The organism is Streptomyces sp. NBC_00016 (genome assembly GCF_045040885.1).
Lineage (GTDB): Bacteria > Actinomycetota > Actinomycetes > Streptomycetales > Streptomycetaceae > Streptomyces > Streptomyces coriariae.
This window is the reverse complement of sequence record NZ_CP108304.1, coordinates 2,057,414-2,071,611: the sequence shown is the minus strand read 5'-3', so window position 1 is coordinate 2,071,611 and position 14,198 is coordinate 2,057,414. Positions and strand designations below refer to the sequence as shown.

13 protein-coding genes are annotated in these 14,198 nt (G+C 71.4%); 6 read left to right on the top strand and 7 right to left on the bottom strand.

Annotated elements, in window-relative coordinates:
• The first annotated feature begins 103 nt into the window (after nt 1-103).
• The 3 genes from OG933_RS09280 to OG933_RS09270 are packed head-to-tail and all read left to right on the top strand — an operon-like array spanning nt 104 to nt 3,508.
• Complete coding sequence (locus OG933_RS09280; protein ID WP_405626439.1) at nt 104-1,249, top strand: NAD(P)/FAD-dependent oxidoreductase; 1,146 nt, start codon at nt 104-106, stop codon at nt 1,247-1,249.
• Nucleotides 1,246-2,307, top strand: coding sequence for a saccharopine dehydrogenase (locus tag OG933_RS09275; protein ID WP_405626437.1), 1,062 nt, complete (start codon nt 1,246-1,248; stop codon nt 2,305-2,307). The genes OG933_RS09280 and OG933_RS09275 overlap by 4 nt, the downstream gene beginning before the upstream one ends.
• On the top strand, nt 2,300-3,508 hold the full coding sequence (locus OG933_RS09270) for a saccharopine dehydrogenase family protein (protein WP_362526917.1): 1,209 nt from the start codon (nt 2,300-2,302) through the stop codon (nt 3,506-3,508). Before OG933_RS09275 ends, OG933_RS09270 begins: the two co-directional genes overlap by 8 nt.
• Before the next feature lie 8 nt (nt 3,509-3,516).
• On the opposite strand, the gene OG933_RS09265 is transcribed toward OG933_RS09270, so the two are convergent.
• The 3 genes from OG933_RS09265 to OG933_RS09255 are packed head-to-tail and all read right to left on the bottom strand — an operon-like array spanning nt 3,517 to nt 6,871.
• The gene (locus tag OG933_RS09265) at nt 3,517-4,746 is read right to left on the bottom strand and encodes a serine hydrolase domain-containing protein (RefSeq protein ID WP_405626435.1); all 1,230 of its coding nucleotides are present in this window, start codon (nt 4,744-4,746) and stop codon (nt 3,517-3,519) included.
• A 59-nt stretch (nt 4,747-4,805) separates the two neighbouring features.
• Nucleotides 4,806-6,197: an MFS transporter gene (locus OG933_RS09260; RefSeq protein ID WP_405633308.1), complete on the bottom strand. Its 1,392-nt coding sequence runs from the start codon at nt 6,195-6,197 to the stop codon at nt 4,806-4,808.
• A gap of 53 nt (nt 6,198-6,250) precedes the next feature.
• On the bottom strand, nt 6,251-6,871 hold the full coding sequence (locus OG933_RS09255) for a TetR/AcrR family transcriptional regulator (protein ID WP_405626433.1): 621 nt from the start codon (nt 6,869-6,871) through the stop codon (nt 6,251-6,253).
• A gap of 122 nt (nt 6,872-6,993) precedes the next feature.
• On the opposite strand from OG933_RS09255, the gene OG933_RS09250 reads away from it, so the two are divergent.
• Nucleotides 6,994-7,443 carry a TIGR03618 family F420-dependent PPOX class oxidoreductase gene (locus tag OG933_RS09250; RefSeq protein WP_362526910.1) on the top strand — a complete coding sequence of 150 codons (450 nt, stop codon included), beginning with the start codon at nt 6,994-6,996 and terminating at the stop codon, nt 7,441-7,443.
• Nucleotides 7,444-7,478: 35 nt separating this feature from the next.
• Here the strand turns inward: OG933_RS09250 and OG933_RS09245 are convergent, their stop codons facing one another.
• Entirely contained in the window at nt 7,479-8,903 is a 1,425-nt protein-coding gene (locus tag OG933_RS09245; RefSeq protein ID WP_405626431.1) for a hypothetical protein, read from the bottom strand.
• A gap of 307 nt (nt 8,904-9,210) precedes the next feature.
• Between OG933_RS09245 and OG933_RS09240 the strand changes: the two genes are divergently transcribed.
• Entirely contained in the window at nt 9,211-9,672 is a 462-nt protein-coding gene (locus OG933_RS09240) for a DUF4279 domain-containing protein (RefSeq protein WP_405626430.1), read from the top strand.
• Nucleotides 9,673-9,763: 91 nt separating this feature from the next.
• Here the strand turns inward: OG933_RS09240 and OG933_RS09235 are convergent, their stop codons facing one another.
• The gene (locus OG933_RS09235) at nt 9,764-10,705 is read right to left on the bottom strand and encodes an NAD(P)-dependent oxidoreductase (protein WP_405626429.1); all 942 of its coding nucleotides are present in this window, start codon (nt 10,703-10,705) and stop codon (nt 9,764-9,766) included.
• A gap of 81 nt (nt 10,706-10,786) precedes the next feature.
• Between OG933_RS09235 and OG933_RS09230 the strand changes: the two genes are divergently transcribed.
• Complete coding sequence (locus OG933_RS09230; protein WP_362526899.1) at nt 10,787-11,410, top strand: TetR/AcrR family transcriptional regulator; 624 nt, start codon at nt 10,787-10,789, stop codon at nt 11,408-11,410.
• 236 nt (nt 11,411-11,646) lie between these two features.
• Here the strand turns inward: OG933_RS09230 and OG933_RS09225 are convergent, their stop codons facing one another.
• Nucleotides 11,647-12,987 carry an MFS transporter gene (locus OG933_RS09225; protein ID WP_362526896.1) on the bottom strand — a complete coding sequence of 447 codons (1,341 nt, stop codon included), beginning with the start codon at nt 12,985-12,987 and terminating at the stop codon, nt 11,647-11,649.
• A gap of 394 nt (nt 12,988-13,381) precedes the next feature.
• Nucleotides 13,382-14,053 carry a TetR/AcrR family transcriptional regulator gene (locus tag OG933_RS09220; RefSeq protein WP_020125720.1) on the bottom strand — a complete coding sequence of 224 codons (672 nt, stop codon included), beginning with the start codon at nt 14,051-14,053 and terminating at the stop codon, nt 13,382-13,384.
• Between the last annotated feature and the right edge of the window lie 145 nt (nt 14,054-14,198).

Sequence of the window (14,198 nt, the reverse complement as noted above, 5' to 3'; positions counted from 1 at the left end):
GTGGGACCGCCGCCCCGACGGGTAGGGATCACGGCGGCCATGGCGTACGACAGCCCCGGTCCCGGCGTACGGGCCGGTGCCGCCGTGACAAGGAGCCGCTCGGGTGAACACGCATGCCTCGGTAGTCGTCATCGGCGGCGGGGTGATGGGCACGAGCATCGCCTACCACCTCGCCGCCGCAGGCGTCCGTGACGTCCTGCTGGTGGAGCGCGACGAACTCGCCGCGGGCTCGACCTCGAAAGCCGCCGGCGGGGTGCGCGCCCAGTTCTCCGACGAGCTGAACATCCAGCTCGGGGCGCGCAGCCTGGAGAGCTTCGGCCGGTTCGAGGAGGAGACCGGGTACGACATCGGGCTGCACCGCGTCGGTTACCTGTTCCTGCTGTCCACGCCGCAGGAGGTCGCCTCCTTCGAGGCGGGCGTGCGGCTCCAGAACGCGCTCGGGGTGCCCAGCCGCATGATCGACCCGGCCGAGGCGCGGCGCCTCTCCCCGCTGATCCGCACCGACGGGTTACTCGCGGCCGCGTTCTCGCCCGACGACGGGCACTGCACCCCGGAGGCCGTCGTCCACGGGTACGCGGCCGCCGCCCGCCGGTACGGGGCGCGCATCCTGCGGCACACCGCGGTCACCGGCATCGAACGGCAGGGCGCCACGATCACCGCCGTGCAGACCACGCTCGGCCGCGTCACCACCGACACGGTGGTCTGCGCGGCCGGCGCCTGGTCCCGGGCCGTCGGCGCGATGGCCGGCGTGGAACTGCCGGTGCAGCCGCTGCGCCGCCAGATCGCGGTCACCGAACCGGTCCCCGGCCTGCCGCCGGACCTCCCCATGACCATCGACTTCACCAGCAGCCTCTACTTCCACGGCGAGGGCCCCGGTCTGCTGGTCGGCATGTCCGACCCCGACGAACGGCCGGGCTTCGCCACCGACACCCACGACCGGTGGATCCCCCGGCTCGCCGCGGCCATGGAGCGCCGTGCCCCCGCCCTGCTCGACCTGCGCCGCACGGGTGGCTGGGCGGGGCTGTACGAGGTCACCCCGGACCACAACGCGCTGATCGGCGAGGCGTCTTCGGTATCCCGTTTTCTGTATGCGACCGGCTTCTCCGGTCATGGTTTCCTCCAGGGGCCGGCCGTCGGCGAGGTCGTCCGCGACCTGTGTCTCGGCCGCGTACCCTTCGTGGACGTCACCCCCCTGAGCGCCGACCGTTTCGCGGCCGACGCCCCGCGTCCGGAGGCCAATCGCGTATGACCGAACTGCACCTGTGGCTGCGGCACGAGGTCCGCACCACCGAACGGCGCACCCCGGTCGTCCCCGACGACGCCCGCCGCCTCGTCGAGGCCGGTGTGGAACTGACCGTCGAGGACTCCCCGCAGCGCGTCTTCCCGGCGCGCGAGTACGAGGCCGTCGGCGCCCGGATCGCCCCCGCCGGCTCCTGGGTGTCCGCGCCGCCCGAAGCGGTCGTCCTCGGCCTGAAGGAACTCCCGGATGAACCGGCACAGCTGAGGCACCGTCATGTCTTCTTCGGGCACGCGTACAAGCAACAGCCGGGTGCCGCGCAGCTGTTGCGTCGGTTCGCCGCCGGGGGAGGGGCGCTCCTGGACCTGGAGTACCTGGTCGACGACGACGGTCGCAGGCTCGCCGCCTTCGGCTTCTGGGCGGGCTACCTGGGCGCTGCCCTGGCGGTCCTCCAGCACCGGGGCCGGCTGACCGCCCCCCTGCTTCCCACCGGCAAGGACGCGTTGGACGAGGCGCTGCGTCCGGCAGCCGGTGACGAGGCCTTCACCGCCCTCGTCGTCGGCGCCCTGGGCCGCAGCGGCCGGGGTGCGCGGGCCGCGTTCGCCACGGCCGGAGCCGAACCCACCTGCTGGGACCTGGCGGAGACCGGCGACCTGGACCGCCCCGCCCTGCTGGCCCACGACGTGATGGTCAACTGCGTCCTCGCCACGACCCCGGTGCCGCCGTTCGTCCGTGAGCAGGACCTCGACGACCCGGCCCGCCGGCTGCGCACCCTCTCCGACGTCACCTGCGACGTGGGCTCACCCCTCAACGTCCTGCCGGTGTACGACCGCACCACCGAGTGGACGGACCCCGTGCGCCGGCTGCGCAAGGAACCCCCGCTCGACCTGATCGCCATCGACAACCTGCCGTCCCTGCTGCCGCGCGAGTCCAGCGTCGACTTCTCGGCGGACCTGACGCCCCGGCTGATGGACTTCGGCGTCGCCGGACCGTGGGGCCGCTGTCTGGACCGCTTCGATCGCGCCACCCGTGAACTCGGAGTGGCAGAAGAGGAGTTCGGCCGTGACTGATCTGGTTCCGGCGACCGGTACCGTCCACTGGATCGGTGCCGGCCTCTCCACGGGCAGCGGTCTGGCCGCCCTGTGCGAGCACACCGACGGCGTACGGCTGTGGCACCGCACGGTGGAGCGGGCGGCCGAGGCCCTGGACCGGCTGGGTCTGACCGGACGCGCCGAGCCGCTCGCCTACACCCTCGACGCGCTCACCGAGCGACTGGCGCCCGGGGACGTCGTGGTGTCGATGCTGCCCGCGTCCGAGCACGCGGCGCTGCTGGCGGCGTGCGTGACCCGGCGGGCCCACTTCGCCTGCTCCAGCTATGTCTCCGACGCGGTGCTGGAGCAGGTGCCCGCGGCCACCGCGGCCGGGCTCGTCGTTCTCACCGAGGCCGGGCTCGACCCGGGCATCGACCACCTCTTCGCGCACAGCCTGGTGGCGCGCGCCCGGCGGGCGATCGGCGACGACACGGCGGCCACGTACCGCCTCACCTCGTACTGCGGAGGCATCCCGGCCGTTCCCAACGACTTCAGGTACCGCTTCAGCTGGGCACCCTTCGGCGTCCTCAACGCCCTGCGCTCGCCCGCGCGTTACGTCGAGAACGGCACCGAGACCGTGGTCGGCCGGCCCTGGGAGGCCACCCGGGAGCACCTCGTCGACGGCGAGACCTTCGAGGTCTACCCCAACCGCGACAGCGTTCCGTTCATCGAGCAGTACGAGCTGCCACGGGCCTGGAAGCCGCAGACCTTCGTACGCGGCACCCTGCGCCTGGACGGCTGGCTGCGGGCCTGGGACACGGTCTTCGAGCGGCTGAGGACGGACGACGACGCCGGTATCGCCGCGCTGGCCCAGGAGTTGGCGGCAGCCCACCCGACCACGGACGCCGACCGCGACCGCGTGGTCCTCGCCGTGTCGCTGGAGGTGCGGGTGCCCGGGAGCGGCACGGGTGACGGCGGCGACGCGGGCGATCAGGCCGAGGGCGTCGGCAACGGCACGGTGTGGTCCGGGAGTTACCTGCTGGACCTGGAGGGCGACGAGGAGGAGAGCGCGATGGCGCGCTGCGTCTCCCGACCGCTCGCTCTGGGCGTCCGGCACATCCTGGACGGCTCCCTGTCACCCGGGCTGAGCCGCGCGGCCGAGACGGCACCGCGCTCCGAGGAATGGCTTCGTGAACTCGGTCACCAGGGGCTCGAGTTCACGCTACGGGTCGCGGGCTGACGGGCCGGTCAGTCGGTGATCGCCTCGTGGACCAGTCGCTTGAGCTCGGGGTAGAGCTTCAGGGACTTCCGCGGCCTCAGCTGGGTCAGGAACTGGACACTCAGATCGCGGCTCGGGTCGATCCAGAACGTGGTCGTGGCGACGCCGCTCCAGCCGTAGGTGCCGAGCCCGGAGGGAGCCTGGGTGCGGCTCGGGTCGGTCACCACGGAGACCCCGAGACCGAAGCCAACACCGTCGTTGCCGGGTTCGTCGTGGGCGGGGCGGCTGCCGAAGGTACGCAGGTCGGCGCCGCCGGGGAGGTGGTTGCGGGTCATCAGGTCGACCGTCTCGGGCTGGAGCAGGCGCACGCCGTCGAGCTCGCCGCGGCGGCGCAGCAGCTCACTGAAACGGTGGATGTCGTATGCGGTCGCCACCATACCGCCGCTGCCCGACAGGAACCGGGGGCGGCCGAACAGCGGCAGGCCCAGGATCCGCTCGATCCCCCCGCTGTCGGCGTCGCTGTACAGCTCCGCCAGTCGGCCGGCCTGTTCGTCGGTGACCTGGAAGCCGGCGTCCGGCATGCCGAGCGGGCGGAAGATCCGCTCGGCGATGAACTCGTCCAGGGGTCGGCCGGAGACGACCTCGATGATCCGGCCCAGGACGTTGGTGGCCACCGAGTAGTTCCACTGCGTGCCCGGCTCGAACTGGAGCGGCAGCCGCGCGTACGCCTCCACCGTCCCGGCCAGGTCCGAGCCCGGCAGCACCGCCGACTCCAGACCGGCCTCGCGGTACAGGGCGTCGACGGGGTGGCAGTGGTAGAAGGCGAAGGTCAGGCCCGCGGTGTGGGTCATCAGATGCTTCACCAGCAGGGGCTGCCCGACCGGGCGGGTGGTGAGGTCGGCGCCCGAGCCCTCCACGTACACCCGCTGGTCGGCGAAGGCCGGGAGGTGGTCGGCGACCGGGTCGTCGAGGCCCAGCCGGCCCTCCTCGACCAGTATCAGTGCGGCGACCGAGGTGACCGGCTTGGTCATCGAGTAGATCCGGTAGAGGGTGTCGGCCTCGACCGGCAGCCCGGCCGCGATGTCACGGTGGCCGTGCGTGGTGAGGTGGGCGACCCGGCCGCCGCGGGAGACGGCCACGAGGAACCCGGGCAGGCGCCCCTCGTCGACGAAGTGGGCGACGTGCTGGTCGAGCCGGTCCAGCGCCTTCGCGTCCAGCCCGACCTCGCTCGGGTCGACCTCTTGCCGCAGCAGTGCCATGGTTTTCCTCCGGTGCGCTTGTTCAAGGTGCGGTCCCGGCCTACCCCGCCCGGACGACCTCAGACCTCATGGTCGCGTAGGGAACGCGTGTGCGGACCCCTTTCGGCGCCGTGATCGGTGTGCGTTGCGTCGCTTCCACCAGCCGGGGGACCGACGGGAAGGGGGGCGGGGGCGGTCCGCGGACCGCCCGGCAGTGCCCGGCAGACCGGGAGCGCCGCCGCGGCCACGAACGCCAGTACGGCCAGGGGTGAGCGCGTCGCCCCGAGGTCCATGAGCACGGTCGCCGAAGCCACCCCCAGCACCGGTCCGACGTTCATCGCGGTCTGCTGCAACCCGCCGGCCACCCCGGCCGACTCCGCGGGGGCCTGTCGTACGACGACATGGGTCGCCGCGACCATCACGGTGCCGAACCCGGCGCCCACCAGCGCGAACCCGGCGCACAGAGCGACCGGCGCCGAGGCCCGGGCGAGGACGAGAAGCCCGGCGGCGAGGACGACCATCGCTCCGGCGACCGTGGCGCGGGCCCCGGAGCGGCGCAGCAGGACGGCGGAGGTGGGCGCGGCGGCCACCAGCAGCACCGCCAGCGGAAGGCTGAGCAGCGCGCTGCGCAGCGGGGTCAGCCCCAGGTCGTCCTGGAGCACGTAGACGCAGGTCAGCAGTCCGCCGTTGAGGGCCGCGGACGCGACGACGAGCACACCGAGCGCCGCGCCCACCGCCCGCGAACCCACGACCTCCGGCGGCAGCAGCGGGGAGCCCGTCCGGCGCTCGTGCCGTACGAAGGCGGCGCCGGCGAGGAGGGCGACCGGCGCCGACCACGTCATGCCGGGGAGGGCGACGAGGGTGTGGACCAGGCAGGCCAGGGCCACGGCGAGCAGCAGGGCGCCGGGCAGGTCGAGCGGGACGCCGGCGGCCGGACCCGAACGGCCCCCTCGGCCCCGGCCTTCCGGGCGGTCCCGGGAGGCGAGGGCGAGCAGGCCGAACACCAGCGCGGGCACGATGTTGAGGAGGAACACGGCCCGCCAGCCGAACTCGGTGGCCAGCGCGCCGCCCACCACCGGTCCGGCCGCCGCGGCCACCCCGATGGACGCGGTGCGCACGGCGATCGGTGTCCGCAGCCGCTCGGGCGGGTAGGCGGCCCGCAGCATCCCCAGGGTGGCCGGCTGCAACAGCGCTCCGAACACCCCCTGCACGACCCGCAGCCCGATCACCCAGCCGACGTCCGGCGCCAGCGCGATGCCCGCCGATGCGGCGCCGAAGCCGAGCATGCCGAGGGCGAAGGTGCGCCGGTGTCCGTAACGGTCCCCGAGCCGCCCGGCGAACACCAACAGGCCAGCCACCGCGACGAGATATCCGGTGCTGGTCCACTGGACCTGGGTGAAGGAGGCGCCCAGGTCGCGGCGCAGGGTGGGCTGGGCGACGGTGAGCACGGTGCCGTCCAGGGCGACCACCATGGCACCGGCCACGCTGCTCGCCAGCGTGAGCGGCAGGGAGGGGCGGGAACGCTTCACCGGCCGGCCTCCGCACCGAGATGCGCGTCCAGGGCGGTCCGCAGAAGGGGGACGAAGTCATCGGTCCCCGTGGCGAGTTGGAGGCTTCCCCAGCGCCAGAGCTGGGCGATGCCGTGCAGGTTCGCCCACAGCGCGCCGGCGACCGACCGGGCGTCGGCGTCGGGCCGGACCCGGCCGACCAGGTCCACCAGGACGCCGAACAAAGGGAGGCTGGTGTCCCGCAGCCTCAAATGACCGCTTTCCAGCAGATCGTGACGGAACATCAGCTCGTACATGCCGGGATTGCCCAGCGCGAACTCCAGGTAGACGCGCGCCAGTTCGGTCAGCTGTTCGCGAGGCCCGGCGGTGCCGTCGCCGAGGGTCGTCGACACCCGGGCGCCCAGCTGGGCGAAGCCGCGGTGGGCGATGGCCGACAGCAGCTCCAGATGGGTGGGGAAGTAGCGGCGCGGCGCACCGTGCGAGACGCCGGCCCGGCGTGCGATCTCCCGCAGGGTGAGTGCTCCGGCGCCCTCCTGGGAGACCAGGTCCACGCCGACGTCGACGAGACGGGTCCGCAGATCGGGGTCCGGCTTCTCGGAGGCCGACTCTTTGGGTACCGGCTTTTCGGGGTCACTCATAGACACTGTCTACCAGGTTGACGTAGACAGTGTCTACCCACGCCTCGGCTCGGACGCCGGATCGAGGCGGGGGAAATGCGACCCGGGGGAATGCGGCCCGGGGCGCCGCCGGTTGTGTCGACATGACTCAGGACACGACGCAGAACGCGCTGCTCGCACTGCTCTCCGAGGGCCGCGGTGGGGTACTGGTCACCCTCAAGCGCGACGGCCGCCCCCAGTTGTCGAACGTCAGCCACCGCTACTACCCGGACGAGGGCGTCATCCGGATCTCCGTCACGGACGACCGCGCCAAGACCCGCAACCTGCGGCGCGACCCCCGGGCGTCGTACCACGTCACGGCCACCGACCGCCGCGCCTACACGGTCGCCGAGGGTGCCGCCGACCTCTCACCGGTCGCGAAGGACCCCTACGACGCCACCGTGGAGGAACTGGTCCGCCTCTACCGCGATCTGGCGGGCGAGCATCCCGACTGGGACGACTACCGCGCCGCCATGGTCCGCGACCGCCGCCTGGTGCTGCGCCTCCGGGTGGAGCGGGCGTACGGCATCCCCAAGGGGGCCAACGACGGGTAGGCCGGTGCGGCCCGACCGCGGCGCCGTGCCTGCTGTCAGAACCCCGGCGGAGGGATGAGCTTGAACAGGAGGCGGCCCTCCTCGGTTGCCGCGAACAGGCCCCTGGAGGTGCCGGCCAGTGCATGTGTCTTCGGGGCGGGTCCCACCTCCGTCCACGGTGTGTCCGTCATGCTCGGCGGTCGACGCCACAGCCTGCCGTCGCTGGTGACACAGTGGAGATCCGACAGTGAACTGCCGAGGCTCATCACGCCGTTGGCGTGACCGATGTCCTTCCAGTCGACGTCGGCGAGGATCGGCGCGCGAGTCCAGAGCCGGTTGTTTCCCGTGGCGCAGAACAGGGATCCGTTGAGGGCGGTCAAGCCGACGACGCCGTTGGCGTGACCTATGCGGGTCCACTCCATGTCGATCGGCGATGCCTGGCGTGTCCAGAGCTCGTTCTCCCGCGTTGCGCAGAACAGACGTCCGCCGGTGGCCGCGAGCCCCGCGTCTCCCACCGCGCTGCCGATGTGCGTCCAGCTGCTTTCCCGCTCCACGGAGTCGCGGATCAAGAGTCGTTTGTCCGCCGTGACGGCGAAGAGGCGGCCGTCTGCGGCAGCCATCGAGACGACCCGGTCTGCACCGTCGACGTCCCGCCAACCGCTGATTCCGCCTTTCCCGTCACTTCCGTCCCGAATCTTTTCGATCTGCACGAAGAGAGAGTAGACCCCGCGCAGATAGGGGTCGTCGGCGTACCTCAACTCGACGATACCGTTGCCATAGCCCTGCAGGTTGTTCGCGACCAGATATTCGGCCGTTTCACTGTTCAGCGCAATCGTGATCGGATTGAACAGCGTTCCGTCCGGACCGTCCGGACTGCGACGAGTTCCGATCGGTCGCCGCATGGACTTGCCGAACGGTGACCATATCCCGGCCATCGACCCCACGGTCTGGATGCCGAGCGAAACCGCATCGAATACGGGAGTCGAAACGGGCCAGATCTTGCCGAATATCTCCTTGGCTCGTTGCCCGTACTTCGCATCGACCTGAACCTGCCAGTCGAGCCACCCGTCCCAGAACCCGGCGCCCGGATCCCACTCCCAGATCGTGGGGGTCAGCAGGATCATGTCCTGACCTGGGCGTAGATCGCCCTCCCAGATCGCGTACGGCGGGAAGCGTCGTGCGTTGAGCGAACCGGAACGGAGCCAGGGAGTGGGGGACGGCGGAAACTTGTCGCCACTGACGATTCCACCGCGGTCGGACGCGGAACCCGCCTGTACGCGATTGGGCAGCCTCCACGTATCGCCCATCAACTCGCTTTCACTGTCGAAGTTCTGGAGTACGGATCCGCTCGCGTCAACGACTTTCGTGTTGACATCGATAAAGACCTCGTCATGTTTTCCGTCCCAGTTGAACGCGTCGTCCCAGCTTTCATTGTGACACCAGAAGCCGTTGATCGACGCGCGAAAGCGTGATGCGGACATGCAGCCCCCCGACGAAGTGCTCGGATTTACTAGGAGTAGCAGAGCGGGAGTGGACGTCAAGGACGGAACGCGGCAACCGTATGTGGAAATGCGGAACTTACGCCGATGGCTGGGAGTGAGCGTCTGCATATGGCGTACCGTCTGGTCCTCGCGGGTGCGCGGGACACGAGCCCATGACTGCCATGTGCGGTGGCAATCACCTCTCCGTAGTGCATCCGGGCGGCCGGCCTCTGTCGGGTGGGCAGGCTGCAGGGACCGCCTGAGGAATGCACTCGCCTGCCCCTGACCGGCCTGCGATCGTGAGCACGTGCCAGAACATTTGACGATGCGTGCGCCGTTGCCGGAGACGAAGTGGTCGGTCGGATCGATCCGCATCACGAGCCGGACCGTCCGTGCCGAGGAGATCTCGGTTCGTCTGGGGATCGTCCCCGACGAGCAGTTCGAGCGGGGGAGCTTGATGAGCCCCCGAAATCCGGACAGTCACCGGCGGGAGAGCAGTGTCTGGATCCGGCGGAGTGGACTGGGAAGCGGCAACCGGCTCGAGGAGCATGTCGCGGCACTGGTCCGACTGGTCGACGGGTGTCGTGAGGAGCTGACGCGGCTGTCCGCCGATTGTGATCTGGAGCTGTATCTCGGTTTCGGCAGTGAGAACGGTCAGGGAGGCTGCGTGCTGCCGGCGCGTCTGCTTGCCGAGGTCGGCGGACTGGGGCTCGACATCGTTCTCGACCTCTATCCGCCCACGCCAGAGGCGGGTGTCGTCGGGGGGTGACGGTCGCCCCGGCCGTGCCAGTCCTACGGGCTCGGCGGTTGGCCGAGGTCCAGGCCGGAGCAGGCAGGGCGCCGTCGACCAGCGATCAAGTTCAGCCGTTGCCGTGGCCGGCGTCGCTGCGGGCCTCCAGGGCGTGCAGGACGGCGACCATGTCCGCGCCCGCGTGGCCCAGGGCCACGGTCTCCTCGAACAGGGCGTGGCAGGTGTCGAGGAGCGGGGAGGCCAGGCCGCACGCGCGTGCGGCGTCGGCGATGAGGCGGTTGTTCTTCAGGACGTCCAGCGCGGCGGCCTGCACCGCGAAGTCGCCCGTCAGCAGTTTGGGCGCCTTCATCCGCGAGACCCCGCTCGCCAGGGGGCCGGCCGCCACGACCTCCAGGAACAGCCGCCGGTCCAGTCCCTGCCGCTGCGCGAAGTGGAACGCCTCGGTGAGGCCGGTCACCTGCGTGATCAGGAACAGGTTCACCGCGAGCTTCATCAGCAGCGCGCCGGGTGCCGGGCCGCAGCGGAACGTCTCGTGACACATGGGGGCGAGCAGCGGCCGTACGGTGTCCACGGCCTCCTCCTCGCCGGCGAGCATCGCCACCAGCCGGCCCTGCTCGGCCGGGACCCGCGAGCCGGACACGGGCGCCTCGACGTAGCGGCCACCCGCCGCGCGCACGTCCGCCTCCAGTGCGCCCGAGTACTCGGGCGAGGTCGTGCCCATGGTGACGACCACGCGCCGGTCGACCCGCGGGCCGAAGTCCGGGGTGCCGCGGCCGAGGACGGTGTCGACGGCGGACTCGTCGGCCAGCATGAGGATCACGACGTCGGCGCGGGTGAACACCTCGGCGGGGTCCGCCGCGACCTCGGCGCCGGCCGCCCGCAGAGCCTCGGCGGGGGCCGCCGAACGGTTCCACACCACGAGGGGCGTCCCGGCGCGGGCCAGCCGCAGCGCCATGGGGCGCCCCATCACGCCCAGACCGATGAATCCGACCTGCATGGCGCCTGCCTCTCCCTGTGTCCTGTGACCGCGGTGTCCTATGACAGCGGTCATAGTAGCGAATCCTATGACGGCGGTCATAGGATTCCCCTTTCGCTGGATGCGGCGAGTGCCCCAGCCCGGAGGAGGCCGACCATGCCGGTGCCCGAACGCGGACCCCGTGAGCGGATGGTCTTCAGCGCGGCCCAGCTCATCCGCCGCGACGGAGTCGGCGCGACCGGAATGCGGGAGGTCGCCGTCCATGCGGGTGCGCCCCGGGGCTCGCTCCAGCACTACTTTCCCGGCGGCAAGCAGCAGCTCGTCAACGAGGCCGTGGACTGGGCGGGCCGCTACGCCGGCAAACGCGTGGCCCGATTCCTGGACGAGTCGGCGAGGGCCGGCGGGCCGACTCCCGCCGGGCTCTTCGCCGCGATGGTGCGCCAGTGGACGGACGAGTACGCGGCGTCCGGGTTCGCCGCCGGCTGTCCCGTCGCCGCCGCGACCGTCGACTGCGCGGCCTCCGGCGACGCCACCCGGGAGGCCGCGGCCGCCGCGTTCGCCACCTGGACCGGCCCGGTCGCCGAGGCCCTGACCGGCATGGGGGTCCCGGCGGCCCGGGCCGGCTCACTCGCCACCCTCATGATCAGCGCCCTGGAGGGAGCGATCCTGATCGCCCGGGCGGAACGGGACGTCCGGGCCCTGACGACGGTCGCGACGGAGCTGGCTCCCCTGCTGGACGCGGCGGTCGAGGGGGCCGTTCCCGGCGTTTCCCAGGACTGAGCGTCACCTCTTGCCCGTCACCCCTTGCCGGTCATCATGCCCGTCCTCCCACCCGTCGCCCCCCTGCCCCACCGGCCCGCACGGCCGAGCCCCCGGCGCCGAGAAGGCGGCCGGGGGCTCGGGAGTCGCGGAACCGGGAGCCACGGAAATCCCGTTTCGGAGAGTTACGCCGTCACGTTTCAGGGAGTTGCGACGTCACGGAGTACCGGGGGCGAATCTCCGCGGCGGACCCTGGATCAGGCGGTAACCGTTTCCGGCTGTGACGCCTTGCGCGCCCCCCGCTCACCCAGCTGCTCCGTCGGGATCTTCGCGGTCTCCCGGGCCGACAGGGCCGCGATCACCGGCGGGACGCACAGCGCCGCGGTGAAGAGGGCCACCGAGGACCAGCCGTCGCCGTCCGGGCCGGCGATCTGCGCGGCGAAGGTGACCGCGAAGCCGGCCACCGCGAAGCCGATCTGGGTGCCGATCGCCATGCCGGACAGGCGGACCCGGGTGGAGAACATCTCACCGTAGAAGGAGGGCCACACGCCGTTCGCGGCGCTGTAGACCACGCCGAAGGTGGCGATGCCCAGCAGCAGGATCAGCGGGTAGGAGCCGGTGGAGATGGCCCACAGGTAGGCGAACATCATCACCGCGCTGCCGGCCGCGCCGATCAGGTACACCGGACGGCGGCCGATGCGGTCGGAGAGCGTGGCCCACGCCGGGATGGCCGCCAGCGCGACCACGTTGGCCAGCGCGCCCACCCACAGCATGGAGGTGCGGCTCATCCCGACCGAGTCGCTGGTCGCGTAGGCCAGCGCCCACACCGTGAAGATGGTGCTGACCGAGGCGACGAGCGCGCCCGCGACCACCCGCAGGACGTCCGCCCAGTGGTCGCGCATCAGTACCGCCAGCGGCAGCTTGACGACCTCACCGGTGGCCTGCTGGGCGGCGAAGGCCGGGGTCTCCTCCAGCTTGCGGCGGATGACGTAGCCGGCCACGGCGACCGCGATGCTCAGCCAGAACGGGACCCGCCAGCCCCAGGACAGCAGCTGCTTCTCGGGGAGGGCCGCGATCGGGATGAAGACGAGCGTGGCGAGGAGCTGGCCGCCCTGGGTGCCGCTGAGGGTGAAACTGGTGAAGAAGCCCCGCCGTTCCGACGGCGCGTGTTCCAGCGTCATGGAGTTGGCGCTGGCCTGCTCCCCGGCCGCGGAGATGCCCTGGAGGACGCGGCACAGCACCAGCAGGACGGGCGCGAGCGTGCCGACCTGTGCGCGGGTGGGCAGGCAGCCGATGAGGAACGTCGAGACGCCCATCAGGATGAGCGTGAAGACCATGATCTTCTTGCGGCCCACGCGGTCGCCGAAGTGGCCGAGGAAGAGCGCGCCGACGGGCCGGGCCGCGTAGGCGACACCGAAGGTGGCCAGCGACAGCAGGGTCGCGGTGGCCGGGTCGGACTCGTCGAAGAAGACCTTCGGGAAGATCAGTGCTGCCGCGCTGCCGTAGATGAAGAAGTCGTAGTACTCCAGAGCGCTGCCGATCCAGGCCGCCATGGCGGCTTTCTTCGGCTGGCCGGGAGGTGCGGCGGGGACGGACACGGCGTGCTCCTTCGAGGGAACTCCAACGTACGTGGAGTGAGGCAAGGGGGAGTAGGGCCGGTCCCCTGGGGTGCGGGGCGGCTGCGCCGGGTGCGTGCCCGGCTAATTAACCCACTGGGTAGTTAGTAGCGGATGGCTACGGATGTTGCGCTGATGTTTCTCCGCTGTCAATAGGCGGCGCCGAAGGATCTTTGACGGAGGCCTCGCGTCGTTCCGCCGGGACCGGTCCGCCCGGTCGGCGCCGCTCGGCACGCCGGGTCGGCGCTCCGGGTGAGCCCGTCGCGGCGGCGCGCCGGAGGGTCCTCGGCCGCACCGGTCGGCCTGGCGCACCGGGCCTGCGGCACCGGCCCTGCCGCACGGCCGGCCGGGTCGGCCCGCCGGATCGGTCCCCCGGTCAGTCCGTCGCGCGCTCCGCCGTCAGATAGGCGATCACCATGTCGCCGAGCATGGCCCGGTAGTGCTCCCGCTGGGCCGGGTCCACCAGGTCGCGGCCGAACAGGGCCCCGAACGTGTGCCGGTTGGCCACCCGGAAGAAGCAGAAGGAGCTGATCATCGCGTGCAGGTCCACGGCGTCCACCTCGGCCGTGAACAGGCCGGACTCCCGTCCGGAGGCCAGGATGCGGCCGATCACGTCGAGTGCGGGGGAACCGATCCGCCCGAGCTTCTCGGAGGCGGCGATGTGCTCGGCCTCGTGGATGTTCTCGATGCTCACCAGACGGATGAAGTCGGGGTGCTGCTCGTGGTGGTCGAAGGTCAGCTCCGCCAGCCGGCGGATGGCCGCGACCGGGTCGAGATGCTCGACGTCGAGCTGCTGCTCGGCCTCGCGGATCACCCCGTACGCCCGCTCCAGGACGGCGGTGAAGAGCTGCTCCTTGCCGCCGAAGTAGTAGTAGATCATCCGCTTGGTGGTGCTGGTGCGGGCGGCGATGTCGTCGACCCGGGCCCCGGCGTAGCCGACCCGGGCGAACTCCAGCGTCGCCACGTCGAGGATCTCGGCCCGGGTCCGGGCGGCGTCGCGCAGGCGCCCGTTGCCGTGGGGTCGTGCCGGTTCGTCGACGCTGGTCATCCAGGTTCCTTCGGGCGGCGTGGGTGCAGTGTCGAGATTCTAGAAGCCCACCCCCGTCCCGTGACGTGAGAGGGCTTCCCTCGGAGTCCGCCTTGGTGTTATGACTAACTCACCAGTTCGTACATTAGCCAGCCGATCAGGAGGT

What these genes read in the sequence shown, in the direction of transcription:
- OG933_RS09255 (WP_405626433.1), bottom strand. Translation starts at nt 6,871, where the DNA reads ATGAGTGACCCCGAAAAGCCGGTACCCAAAGAGTCGGCCTCCGAGAAG.
- OG933_RS09250 (WP_362526910.1), top strand. Translation starts at nt 6,994, where the DNA reads ATGACTCAGGACACGACGCAGAACGCGCTGCTCGCACTGCTCTCCGAG.
- OG933_RS09220 (WP_020125720.1), bottom strand. Translation starts at nt 14,053, where the DNA reads ATGACCAGCGTCGACGAACCGGCACGACCCCACGGCAACGGGCGCCTG.
- OG933_RS09275 (WP_405626437.1), top strand. Translation starts at nt 1,246, where the DNA reads ATGACCGAACTGCACCTGTGGCTGCGGCACGAGGTCCGCACCACCGAA.
- OG933_RS09265 (WP_405626435.1), bottom strand. Translation starts at nt 4,746, where the DNA reads ATGGCACTGCTGCGGCAAGAGGTCGACCCGAGCGAGGTCGGGCTGGAC.
- OG933_RS09230 (WP_362526899.1), top strand. Translation starts at nt 10,787, where the DNA reads ATGCCGGTGCCCGAACGCGGACCCCGTGAGCGGATGGTCTTCAGCGCG.
- OG933_RS09235 (WP_405626429.1), bottom strand. Translation starts at nt 10,705, where the DNA reads ATGACCGCTGTCATAGGACACCGCGGTCACAGGACACAGGGAGAGGCA.
- OG933_RS09245 (WP_405626431.1), bottom strand. Translation starts at nt 8,903, where the DNA reads ATGTCCGCATCACGCTTTCGCGCGTCGATCAACGGCTTCTGGTGTCAC.
- OG933_RS09260 (WP_405633308.1), bottom strand. Translation starts at nt 6,197, where the DNA reads ATGGTGGTCGCCCTGGACGGCACCGTGCTCACCGTCGCCCAGCCCACC.